Here is an 11,330-nt window from a genome sequence, read left to right as displayed (position 1 = left end):
GGGTCGGGGGCGGGCAGCGACAGCAGCCTGCGCAGCTCGTTGGCCACGGCGTAGGCGGCGTCCGTGGCCTCGCGCTCAGCGACACCGGGCAGGGGCGAGTGGACGAACATGACGTCGGCGTCGCTGGCGTAGGAGCATTCCATGCCGCCGAGCCGGCCCATGGCGATGATCGCGAACGACGTGATGTTCGCGGCTTTGCCGAGCGCGGCGTCGAGGGCCGCCTGGAGGGTCACGTCGGTCAGCGACGACAGCGCGCCGCCGACCTTCTCGATGTCGATGAGCCCGAAGATGTCGGCCACGGCCGTACGGAACAGCTCCTTGCGCCGCAGCGCCCGCACGGCGGCGACCGCGGTCTCCGCCTCGCCGTCGCCCGCGGACACGTGCCTGGACACCGCGGCGGCCGCCTCGCCGAGCAGAGACTCCACGGGGCGCACGGCGAGCTCCTGGTCCGAGCCCAGCATGGCGACCGCGTCGGGCGCGTGCATGATCAGGCCGGTCGCGTAGCGGCTGGTGCCGAGCACGCGCGCCATCCTGGCGGCCACCGCCGTCTCGTCGCGCAGCAGCCGCAGGTACCACGGTGTGGCGCCCAGCTTGTCGCTGACCTGCCGGAATCCCAGCAGCGCCGCGTCCGGGTCGGGCGTGTCGGCGAACCAGCCGAGCATGACGGGCAGCAGCGTGCGCTGAATCGCGGCCCGCCTGGACACACCCGAGGTCAGGGCGGCGATGTGGCGCAGCGCCCCGGTCGGATCGACGTAGCCGAGCGCCTCGAGCCGGGCCGCCGCCGCGGTGGCCGACAGCCGCGCCTCCGACTCCTGCAGCCGCGACACGGCCTGCAGCAACGGCCGGTAGAACAGCTTCTCGTGCAGCCGCCGCGCCTCCATCGCGTGCCGCCGCCACCGGGCCGTGAACTCCCCCACCGGGTCGGTCTGCATGCCGAGCGCCCGGCCCAGCCGGCGCAGATCCGCCTCGCCCGTGGGCACGATGTGCGTGCGCCGCAGCCGGTGGAGCTGCAGCAGGTGCTCGACCTGGCGCAGGAATGAGTACGCCTCCGCGAGCCCGCGCGAGTCGTCGCGCCCCACGTAGCCGCCCCGCGAGAGCGCGGCCAGCGCGGGCAGCGTGGCCCGGCGGCGCAGCAGCGGGTCCAGCCGCCCGTGGACGAGCTGCAGCAGCTGCACCGCGAACTCGATGTCCCGCAGCCCGCCGGGGCCCAGCTTGAGCTGCCGCTCCCCCTCGGCGCGCACGTGCGCCTCGACCCGGCGGCGCATGGCCTGTACGTCCTCGACGAAGCGCTCGCGGGTGGCCGCCGACCACACCATGTCGTTGACCGCCTCGACGTAGGCCGCACCCAGCTCCAGGTCGCCCGCCACCGGCCGGGACTTCAGCAGCGCCTGGAACTCCCACGTCTTGGCCCAGCGCCGGTAGTAGGCCAGATGACTGCCGAGCGTGCGCACCAGCGGCCCGGCACGCCCCTCGGGACGCAGTCCCGCGTCCACCTCCCACAGCGAGCCCTCGGGCGTGGTGGCCGTGCAGGCCCGCATCATGGCCTGGGCCAGCCGGGTCGCGGTACGCAGCGCCTTGGCCTCGTCGGCGCCCTCACGCGGCTCGGCCACGAAGATCACATCGACGTCGCTGATGTAGTTGAGCTCCCTGGCGCCGCACTTGCCCATGCCGATGACCGCCAGGCGCACCTCGCCCGCGTCCACCTCGGCCCGCGCGATCGCCAGCGCGGCCTCCAGCGCGGCGCCCGCGAGGCCGGACAGCTCCGCCATCACCTCTGGCAGCGTGGCCTGGCCGGTCAGGTCGCGCGCGGCCAGGTGCATCACCCTGCCCCGGTACGCCACCCGCAGCGCCACGAGGGGCTGCTCGCCGGTGGCGACCGGCTCGGCCGCGCCGGGGTCCGCGCCGACCGCGCGCAGCAGCTCGGCCCGTGCCTCGCCCAGCCGCGGCTCGGCCAGCAGGGCGACCTGGCCGGGGTGGCGTACGAGATGCTCGCCCAGGGCGGCGCTGACGCCGAGCACGGCCAGCAGCCTGGTCCTGAGGTCCTCGTCGTGGCGCAGGGTGTCGAGAACGGCCGGATCGCGTTCTGTGAGGCGGGTCAGCGAGACGAGTGCCTGGTCGGGGTCGGCCACGGCCACCAGCGACTCGAGTACGTCGTCGAGGCCGGCGCCGGCCTGGCGGATGAGACTGGCGGCCCTGGCGCCGTCGGCGAAACCGAGCTTGGCGAGCCGCGCGGCGGTGGATTCGATCCTGGGCACCCCTCCATCTTGACAGGACTTGCGCGATTCGCCGTAGTATGGAACGCAACGTTGCGTTGTGTTTCTGGAAGGCGGGGGCGGCTTTGACGGATCGGGTTCCGGTGGCGGTGACGTGGGGGCTGCTGGCGGCGTGGGCGGTGCACGACGCGGAGGAGCTGGCGACCATGGCCCGGTGGGCACGGGCGGCCCGGCCGCGGCTGGAGGAGCGGTTTCCGCAGGTTCCGTGGGAGCGGCTGGAGGTGTCGCAGCGGCACGTGACCGTGGCCATCGGGCTCATGGGCGGCGTGATGGCCGGGGCCGCGGCTCTGGGGGCGCGTACGGGCGGGCGGAGCGCGGTGTTCCAGGCGGCGCTGGCCGGGTTCGGGGCGCACGGGGTGGTGCATGTGGCGCAGGCGGCCGTGACGCGCGGGTACACGCCCGGGGTGGCGACCGCACCCGTGGTGGTGATCCCGTTCTCGGTGTGGGCGTGGCGGCGGCTGCGGACCGCCGGGGTGCCGGTGCGCTCCGGGCGTGCGGGCGCGGCGGCGCTGGCGGCGTTCCCGCTGGTGCTGGGCGGCGTGCACGCGCTCGCCCACGCCCTCACAACGCCCCGCCACACGAACGACACGACCCGCACGGACGAGACGGGCCGGGCAGGCGGCGCGGGCGGCACTGGCGCGGCACGTCGTACAGACCCTGGCGCAGGAGGCGTGAGACGTGCCGGGCGCGGGACGGGCGGCGGGCTGCGGCTCAGGTTCGAGCGTTGGTTCTGACCACGTCGGCGAAGGCCCGCGCCACCGGCCGCCAGGTCGCGATGAGCGCGCTCTCGGCGGCCTTGACCTCGGCGTTGAGGTCCTCGGCCGCGTCCAGGTCCGACTCGCCGGTCCACGAGGCGAAGATCTCCGGCGTGGCCTCGGGATGGAACTGGACCGCCCAGGCGGCCTCGCCGAGCCGGTAGGCCTGGTTCGGGTACTGGGAGCCGGTCATCAAGGGCACCGCCCCGTCGGGCAGCCGCGTCATGGCGTCCTGGTGGTACTGAACGGCCACGGCCGTCCCGACGCCGGACAGCAGCCGGTCGGAGCCGGCGGCGGGCAGCGCGGCCACCTCGCGGGCGCCCACCTCGAGCCCGTTCGCGCCCCGCTCCACCGTCCCGCCGCAGGCCATGGTCAGCAGTTGCGCCCCCAGGCAGATGGCCAGCGTGGGCGTGGCCTCGTCGACGGCCCGCGACAGCAGGTCGCGGGTGGCGGACTGCCAGGGGCTGCGCTCGTCCTCCCAGGCGGCCGCCGCGCCGCCGAGCACGATCAGGCCGTCCGCGGACCGCGCCGGGACCTCCTCCCCCAGGTACGGCCGCACAACCTCGCAGGCCACACCCAGCCAGCCGCTCAGATATCCGAGCCCGGCCTCGGCCTCATGCTCGATGACGGTGATTCGCATATTCGGTAATTATCCGGAACATTCCCCCACAAGGCACCACCGACCCACCGGCGACATACGCGGCATCCGATTCTAGGATCCCGTTATGAGATTCGATTTCGACGACGTGGACGGGCTACGCGTCGCCAGGTCCGGCGCCGGGCCGCGGACGATCATCGCGGTCCACGGCATCACCGCCTCCCTGATGGCCTGGGGCACGGTGGCCCGGCACCTTCCCGCCGGATGGACGCTCGTCGCGATGGACCTGCGAGGACGCGGCCACAGCGCCTCGCTGCCCGGCCCGTACGGACTTCCGAGGCACGCCGAGGACGTGCTGCGGGTCGCCGAGCACGTGGGCGCCGGCCCCGATGCGGTGCTGACCGGCCACTCGATGGGCGCGTACGTGGCCGCGCTGGCCGCCGCCCAGCGGGACTTCGCCAGGGTGGTGCTGGTGGACGGCGGGATCCCGCTGCCCCCGCTCCCCGAGGGCGTGGACGCGGACGCGGCGATGGAGGCCGCGCTGGGCCCGGCGCTGGCGCGGCTGCGGCAGACGTACCCCTCGGCGGAGGCGTACGTCGAGTTCTTCAAGGCGCATCCGGCCTTCACCGGCTACTGGAGCGACGACGTCGAGGCGTACGTGCGCTACGACCTGACGGGACCCGAGGGCGCGCTGCGGTCGCGGGCCGCCGGCGAGGCGGTGCTGCAGGACGGCCGGTGGCTGACAACCGAGCCGGAGCGGATCGGGGCCGCGCTGGAGGCGATCAAGGCGCCGCTGCACCTGCTGCGGGCGCCGCGCGGGCTGCTCAACCAGGACGTGGGCATGCTGCCCGACGAGCTGACCGCCCCCTGGACGGCGCGGCTGCCGGGGCTCCAGGACGAGGTGGTGCCCGGCTGCAACCACTACACGATCATGTTCGACGATCGCTGCGTGTCGGCCGTCGTGGACCGGCTCACCTCACCGGCCTGACGTCGAACGAGCCCGGCGGGCATCGTTCCGGTCTCCGCCCGCCGCACCGCCCGGCCCGAATGCGGACAAGGACGGGCGGTGCGGGCGTGGACCGGGTTCTCTGGTCAGCGGGGCGCGATCCAGGTGGCGCGGCCGGCCGCGACCAGCGTGCCGTCCAGCTCGTAGATGGCGCTCTGGCCGTACATCTTGCGCCCGTCGCGGCCGGTCGGGCGGGCCACGACGGAGTACTGGCCGCCGGCGCGGACCGGACGGTGGAGCTGCACGGCCAGCCGGCCGAGCAGGGCGGTCTCGCCGGGGCCGAAGTGCGCCCAGCCGGTGATGCAGTCGAGCACGGCGCCGATGATCGAGGCGGGCACGCCGTCCTCGCCCGACACCGTGAACGGCACTCGCCAGCCGGCGGCCACCAGGTCCGTGCCCTCGACCGGGCCGGGGAAGATGCGCAGGCCGTCGCCCGGCTCGCGCAGCCCGCACGCGAAGCACTCGGCGAACGGGTGCGCCTGCAGGCCGACGAATCCGGCCTCGGCGCGGGCGGCGTCCGTGAACGGCACGAACCCCGGCCCCTCCAGGTCCTCGGCCACCGGGATGGCCTCGACGAGCAGCGTGTCGCCGTGCAAGAGGGACACGGAGTTGGCCACGTGCTCCAGCCGCAGCTCGGTCTCCAGGGGCGAGGGGGCGTGCAGGGTGACCTCGACGGCTGATCGACCTCCGTTGAGCGCCTCCGCCATCGTGCCCGCTATCCAGCCGCCGTTGGCGACGCCCTCAGGGCCGCGGAAACGCTCGGGAACGGTCAACACGGTCTGCAAGGCAGCCGTCGTCATGCCACACCCTCCAATATCGCCACAAGAGGCGCAAGTCCAGAAATATCGTAAAGAACAGGCCGATTTTACTGGACACCCGGTTACCCAGAGGCAGGGGGTCCTGACGCTGCTCCGTACCACCACATAACGCCTCGAACGGGTCCGAAACTTCCCATCCCCAGCCGTGACGCTAGGCGCCTTGCGTGGCACGCATGTGACTCGGGGGTCAGAAGCAACGAAAATCGGCCTCACCCGGGACCGTTCCCGGAGTGAGGCCGATCAAGGCGTCAGCAGCAACTCTAGCCGGGATTCCGATGTCTCGCGGATCAATCCCCTGATGCCGGTGAGGCGGGGCGGGCGATCATACCGCACACTTACGACATGGACCGGCTGACCTCCTGGGAGCGCCGCACCAGCACGGCGCTCCTCATCATCGGCACAGGGTTCTTGCTGGGCTGGGCGATCCCCGTCCTCGTCCCCGGCCTGCCCCCCGCCGCGCACGACGCCTTCTGGTACCTCCAGATCACCACGTGGGCCCTGTTCACCGCCGACTACCTCATCCGCGTGGCGCTCGCCCCCGACCGCCTGCGCTTCATCGTCAGGAACCTCCCGTCCCTCCTGGTCGTCATGCTCCCCCTGCTGCGCCCGCTGTGGCTGCTGCGGGCGCTGCTGCTCCTGCAGGTCATCGCCGAGCGGGTCCGCCTTCCACTGCGCCTGCGCGCCGTCGTGTACGTGAGCGGCACCGCCCTGTTCGTGGCCGCGATCGGGAGCGTCGCCGTCCTCGAAGTGGAACGCGCCAATCCCGACGGCAACATCAAGAACATCGGCGACGCCCTGTGGTGGTCGCTCACCACGATGACGACCGTCGGCTACGGCGACCGCTTCCCGGTGACCGCGGAGGGGCGGCTGGTGGCGACGGGCCTGATGCTCGCGGGCATCGCCCTGCTGGGCGTCGTCACCGGGGCCATCGCCTCCTGGTTCGTCGAACGGTTCGAGCGCACGGCGGCCCTGGAACGGCGCACGGAGGCCGAGCTGGCCCAGGTCGTCACCGAGCTCACCGAGGCCCGCAAGGCCCTGGCCGACCTCGCCCACACCCACGGGATGCTGCGCGAGGAGGTGGCCGCGCTCACGGCCCGGCTCACGCCCGGCCCAAATCCATAGCTCACGAGGCGCGCACCTCCCGGCGGCCTCGGGGATGCTGGGAGGCACGCGCCCGAAGCGGGCGCGGCAGACGAGGAGACGGCGGATCTTGCGAAGCGAGCGTCTCTGATCAGCTTAGTGATCCCGTGCCAGTTGTAGCGTCTGGCGTGGGTGGCGCCCACCGTGGCGGGGTGGCGTGAGCGTGCAGGTGGAAGCCTGCGCCTAACGCTGCCCCGCGTGGCCGGTGCCGTTTGGTGGGTGTGCTGATCGCTTGCCCGCCCTGGTGCCGGTGGGCTGCGCGGGGCAGCCGCATCCGGTCCGTTGGTACGGGTCCCTCCGGACGCTGGCCAGCCCGACCGGCGGGTCGTGCTGGGGAGGGTGCCCTGCGTCGCCTGGGCGCGGGGCGTGGAGTGCGGCGCCGGGTGGGGCCGGTCTTGGACCGGTCCGTCCGGCTAGTCTTGCGGGTGGGCAGGGTGATGACCGCCCGGGCTTCAAGCGTGTCCATCACCGAGCCGATCGTCATGACACCGGCGGCCCGATTCACAGCGGTCTTGGCCTGGTGGATCAGGCCGCGGGCGGCGATGCGGCGCCACGCGCCGTGGTCGCGGTCGCCCTGCCAGCCGCAGCCGGGGCAGATCGCCCATTTCCACCCAGCCATGTGCGGCTTGTCGGGAGCCTTGCAGTGCCGCAGCACGCTCAGGCAGTGCGGGCAATGCTTGGAGGTATTGCGGGCGGGCACGGTCACCACCGCGATGCCCACCTCGGCGGCCAGGTGCCGGATGTGGTCGGCGATCTGGCCGCGCACCTGCTGCGACAACCGGGTGTTCAGGGTCCGGCCCATCCCGCCCGCTTCGAGCGAGCGCAGATCCTCCAGGTAGATCACTGTGGAGCGGGCGGCGATGGCCTGATCGACCACCCAGCGGGCGGCCGCCCACGCCAGCGCGTGGTTGAGGTTCGTGCGGCGCGCGGAGATATGCCGGATCTCCTCGGTCAGCATCGCCTGCTTGCCCGGCAGGGCCGGATCGGGTGCGCGCCCGTCGGTCAGCCGCTGGTAGTGGCCGGTCTTGGCGTGCAGGCTCTCGCCATTCCTCCGCAGGCGGTGCTGCTTGGCGAGCACCCCGGCAGCACGGAACTGGGCGCCGGCCCCCAGCGTGGTCAGCTGCCCGTCCGCGCCAAGCCGTACTGCTCCGGCCGACAGCAGCGTGGTCAAGCCCCAGTCCACGCCGAGCGCGATGGTGTGGCCGGCGCGCCGGGCCGCGGGGACAGGGTGGGTGAAGGCCAACTCGGCGCGCACCCTTCCGCCGTGGAGGCGCAGGGTGGGCAGGTGCAGCACCGCATCGGCCGGGACGGTGGGGGGCAGGGTGATCGGGCAGGCCACCCACGTCCAGTCGGCGTAGGAGCGCGGGTCAGGACGGGTGGGCAGTTGAAGCCGCAGCAGCGCCCGCCGCGGGTCGCTTTCGCTGCGCTGGATGGTGGCCTGCTGCCGGTCGCAGGCAGCCAACAGCAGCATCCGCGCCGCCCTCGGCGCGTTCTCCAGCTCGCACACATCCGTCGGCAGCCGCCCCTTGTCCCGCAAGAACGTGGCGATCTGCCGGGTGCGGGCCTTGATGATACCGGCGGGCAAGTCTCGCCCGCCGGGGATGGCAGCACGCACGGCATCCCATTCCCCGGCCGTACGCTTGCCGGGGTCGGCGGGCCAAGTGGCCAGCACACCGGAGGTCACCTCGGCCCGCCAGCGCGCCGAGCGCAGCAGGCGTCCGGCCTGCTCCTGAGCCATGCGCACGATCCGGTCGTTGACCTTGAAGCCCTCGGGCGCGTCGGCCGTCCAGCCCAGCCGCCTCAACGCCATCCACGCGGTCGACGGCAGCCTGCGCCCGCCCGTATCCATCCCAGAAGCCAGCAGAGCGACATCGGCCATGGTCCAATGCTCGGCCAGCAATCCCGCCGTCATGCTGCAGACCAACTCGCCGCACCAGCCAACCCGATCGGCCAGCACCGCCGCAGACACCACCTCACCCGTCTGCTCCTCCACCCCACCGCGCAGCAACACGCGGGCACACGCCATCCGTGCCCTCTGATTCGCGGCCAGCGGCAGCCTTCGCCTCACCGGCACTCCCTGCCCTCATTGCACCGGCGGCACCCGGCCGGTACGCGACAGGGAGCATCCACCGACCCCGTCCCCTTCAGCCGCCCTGCCGACAAGGTGAACACGACGGTGACCAGGACGGCTACCAGGCCGACGCAGTCCTCAACGCGCTCGTCTACGCCACCGGGCTGCTTCGGACGCGACACGTCCAGCCGCACGCCAGAAACCGCAAACAGGCGCCTCGGCCAACCAGTACCCACCCGGCCACGCACCGGGCGCCCCGCCCACGACACCGGCGCCGTCACCCGACCACCACGGAAGGTGAAGGAGCGCTCTGCCGCCGCTCCCGGCGCCAGATCCGCCGACACCAGCGCCAGACCCCCGACAGGCACCACCCGCGCGGCCCCAAGGTGTACAGGTGATGCGCCCGCCCGGCGCGGTGCCGGATCAACAACTAACCGGTACGCCCGCACGACCTGCACCCCCAGCCGCCACAAATCTTCACCCTACGTGACCGTAAGACTACCAGTCCGTGACCTTGCTGGGTAGAACGCATGAGCGATACATGAACGCTTCCAGGACTCACCGGCCACTCAGAGACCCTCAGCTCTTGCAGCCGAAGAAGCGCCGCTGTCGTCAAGCCACTACGATCCTTGAGAATCCCCAATGAAGCTGGTGAGCCTGTGCAGGGCGCGATGGTGCAGTACCCGTCCGGATCCCTGGTCATCCTGACCGGGCTCCCTGGGGCGGGCAAGACCACCCTGCTGCAACGCCTGTACGGCCTGCACGGCGCGGAGAGCGCGCCCGTCGCGAGGGACACGGCCGTGGTGATCGACTCGTCGCAGTCCAGGCGGCACTGGGACGGCAGGCTCACCTGGGCGCCCTATCCGGTACGCCGCGCCGTGGTCTTCGTCACCCACGTGAACCGTATCCGCCGGGCCCTGGCCCGCGGCGAGTCGGTCGTCGCGCACAACCGCGGCTGCGGCCCGTACGTGCTACGGGGCTTCGCCTGGCTGGCCCGCCGCCACGGCGCGGGCTTCCACCTGCTCCTGCTGGACGCGCCTCCGGACGTGGCGCTCGCGGGGCAGCGGGCCAGGGGCCGGGTGGTCGCGCCGCGCACGTTCGCCCGCCACCGGCGCCGGTGGGAGGGCCTGATGACCCGCGTGAAAGGCGGCGACCCGGCACCGGCCATCGGCGCGCGCATCGTCGACCGGGCCGAGGCGAACCTGCTGGAGGCCATTGTGTTCGACGCCACCGGCAGCACAATCCGGTAAGCCGGAAATTCCGGATAACGGAACAACCTCATTCCCACCAATTACACCCGTCCCTCCATACGCTTGCCGCTCAGACATAAACGGGGAAACGTTCCACTTATCGGCCACGGGGAAGCGCGGGTGTCGCTGAGCTCTGCTCGCATGCCCGCTCATGTCCGCTGATGGGCTGGGATCCCCTCTACCCCCGGAGGTCCAGTGAGACTACGGTCTCTAGTGGCGAGCGCCTCGGTGCTCGCCACCACTTTGACGGGCGTGCTTGCGGTGGGCTCGCCCGCCCGGTAGCTGTCAAACCGTTTGAGACGTTTAGGCGACTTGTTCTGTATCGGAGTTGGTTTCCTCCTTGGCGGGTTCGTTGATCCAGACGGCTTTGGGCAGGCTGGGCGGGGTGGGCTTGCGGCGGAACCGGCCGGGGTTGGCGGCGTAGGCTGCCTGGAGCGTGCGTGCCCGCTCGGCCCGGATCTGGCCGGCGGTGCCCAGATGGACCGAGGCCGGGGTGTGCAGGCCGATACCGGAGTGCCGGTGCTCGTGGTTGTAGTAGATGAAGAACTCCTGGCAGAAGGCGCGGGCGTGGGCGATCGAGCCGAACTGCTCGGGGAAGGCCGGGCAGTACTTCAGCGTCCGGAACTGCGCCTCGGAGTAGGGGTTGTCGTTGGACACCCGCGGCCGACTGTGGCTTTGCGCGATGTTCAGGTCGGCCAGCAGCGCCGCGACCGGTTTGGAGGTCATCGAGGTGCCCCGGTCGGCGTGCACATGCGCGGGCGCCTGGCCGCCGTTGGCACCGATGGCCGCGGCGATGAACTGCTCGGCCAACTCGGCGTTCTCGCGGGCGTGGACCTCCCAGTGCACGACGTAGCGCGAATAGATGTCGATCATGACGTAGAGGTCGTAGTAGACGCCCTTGACCGCTGTCTTCAGCTTGGTGATGTCCCAGGTGAAAACCTGGGAGGGGCCGCGAGCGACCAGCTCGGGCCGCACCCTGGCCGCGTGTGTGGCCTGCCGCCGGCGCTCACGCACCTCACCGCAACCGCGCAACAGCCGGTACATAGTGGAGATCGAACACAGGTAGACGCCCTCGTCCAGCAGCGTGGCCCACACCTGCGCGGGCGCCTTGTCGACGAACCGGGCCGAGCGTAAGACGGCCAGCACCCGCGCCCGCTCGTCCCGGCTCAACGCCGCCGGATGCGGCGCCGGTGCCGGGCGAGGACCGAGCACCACCGGCGCGGGATGGCGGTGGCGGTGCACGGTGGCTCGCGACTTGCCTGACAGGGCACACGCCGCGGTCACACCGAGTATGAGCTTCCCCCCGTTGCACGGACACCTGAGGTGAGGTCACTCGGCGGTGTCTGAGGGCCGGTAGAGGCTCTCGTACGTGACGGGGCTGTGCATTCCAATGCTGGAATGGCGCCTGTATGGATTATA

9 protein-coding genes are annotated in these 11,330 nt (G+C 72.1%); 4 read left to right on the top strand and 5 right to left on the bottom strand.

Translation table 11 applies throughout. The annotated features are described in order from the left end of the window. Positions 1 to 2,255, bottom strand: a 2,255-nt coding sequence (locus EJK15_RS63205) for a bifunctional [glutamine synthetase] adenylyltransferase/[glutamine synthetase]-adenylyl-L-tyrosine phosphorylase (protein WP_138719910.1), incomplete at its 3' end; no start/stop codon positions are given. An 83-nt stretch (positions 2,256 to 2,338) separates the two neighbouring features. Here EJK15_RS63205 and EJK15_RS63200 point away from each other — a divergent pair. Next, a complete protein-coding gene (locus tag EJK15_RS63200; protein ID WP_276615581.1) occupies positions 2,339 to 3,007 on the top strand; it encodes an HXXEE domain-containing protein in 669 nt (222 codons plus the stop codon). Here the strand turns inward: EJK15_RS63200 and EJK15_RS63195 are convergent. Next, the gene (locus EJK15_RS63195; RefSeq protein WP_138719909.1) at positions 2,985 to 3,668 is read right to left on the bottom strand and encodes a type 1 glutamine amidotransferase; all 684 of its coding nucleotides are present in this window, start codon (positions 3,666 to 3,668) and stop codon (positions 2,985 to 2,987) included. The genes EJK15_RS63200 and EJK15_RS63195 overlap by 23 nt on opposite strands. An 85-nt stretch (positions 3,669 to 3,753) precedes the next feature. Between EJK15_RS63195 and EJK15_RS63190 the strand changes: the two genes are divergently transcribed. Next, entirely contained in the window at positions 3,754 to 4,614 is an 861-nt protein-coding gene (locus EJK15_RS63190; protein ID WP_138719908.1) for an alpha/beta hydrolase, read from the top strand. Positions 4,615 to 4,718: 104 nt separating this feature from the next. Here the strand turns inward: EJK15_RS63190 and EJK15_RS63185 are convergent, their stop codons facing one another. After that, entirely contained in the window at positions 4,719 to 5,432 is a 714-nt protein-coding gene (locus EJK15_RS63185; protein ID WP_138719907.1) for a PaaI family thioesterase, read from the bottom strand. A gap of 360 nt (positions 5,433 to 5,792) precedes the next feature. Here EJK15_RS63185 and EJK15_RS63180 point away from each other — a divergent pair, with 360 nt between their 5' ends. Beyond that, complete coding sequence (locus tag EJK15_RS63180) at positions 5,793 to 6,572, top strand: potassium channel family protein (protein ID WP_138719906.1); 780 nt, start codon at positions 5,793 to 5,795, stop codon at positions 6,570 to 6,572. Positions 6,573 to 6,681: 109 nt separating this feature from the next. Here EJK15_RS63180 and EJK15_RS63175 read toward each other — a convergent pair whose 3' ends face one another. Beyond that, a complete protein-coding gene (locus EJK15_RS63175) occupies positions 6,682 to 8,658 on the bottom strand; it encodes a zinc ribbon domain-containing protein (RefSeq protein ID WP_138719905.1) in 1,977 nt (658 codons plus the stop codon). 674 nt (positions 8,659 to 9,332) lie between these two features. Between EJK15_RS63175 and EJK15_RS63170 the strand changes: the two genes are divergently transcribed. Next, positions 9,333 to 9,911 (top strand): AAA family ATPase, encoded by a 579-nt coding sequence (locus EJK15_RS63170; protein WP_138719904.1) that lies wholly within the window; start codon positions 9,333 to 9,335, stop codon positions 9,909 to 9,911. Positions 9,912 to 10,214: 303 nt separating this feature from the next. Here the strand turns inward: EJK15_RS63170 and EJK15_RS63165 are convergent, their stop codons facing one another. Then, positions 10,215 to 11,204: an IS3 family transposase gene (locus EJK15_RS63165; RefSeq protein ID WP_138719903.1), complete on the bottom strand. Its 990-nt coding sequence runs from the start codon at positions 11,202 to 11,204 to the stop codon at positions 10,215 to 10,217. Positions 11,205 to 11,330 lie beyond the last annotated feature (126 nt).

Source organism: Nonomuraea basaltis (genome assembly GCF_005893125.1).
Classification (GTDB): Bacteria; Actinomycetota; Actinomycetes; order Streptosporangiales; family Streptosporangiaceae; genus Nonomuraea; species Nonomuraea basaltis.
The sequence above is the reverse complement of the archived record's forward strand: the minus strand, read 5'-3'. Positions and strand labels throughout refer to the sequence as shown.

What these genes read in the sequence shown, in the direction of transcription:
- EJK15_RS63185 (WP_138719907.1), bottom strand. Translation starts at nt 5,432, where the DNA reads ATGACGACGGCTGCCTTGCAGACCGTGTTGACCGTTCCCGAGCGTTTC.
- EJK15_RS63180 (WP_138719906.1), top strand. Translation starts at nt 5,793, where the DNA reads ATGGACCGGCTGACCTCCTGGGAGCGCCGCACCAGCACGGCGCTCCTC.
- EJK15_RS63170 (WP_138719904.1), top strand. Translation starts at nt 9,333, where the DNA reads ATGGTGCAGTACCCGTCCGGATCCCTGGTCATCCTGACCGGGCTCCCT.
- EJK15_RS63195 (WP_138719909.1), bottom strand. Translation starts at nt 3,668, where the DNA reads ATGCGAATCACCGTCATCGAGCATGAGGCCGAGGCCGGGCTCGGATAT.
- EJK15_RS63190 (WP_138719908.1), top strand. Translation starts at nt 3,754, where the DNA reads ATGAGATTCGATTTCGACGACGTGGACGGGCTACGCGTCGCCAGGTCC.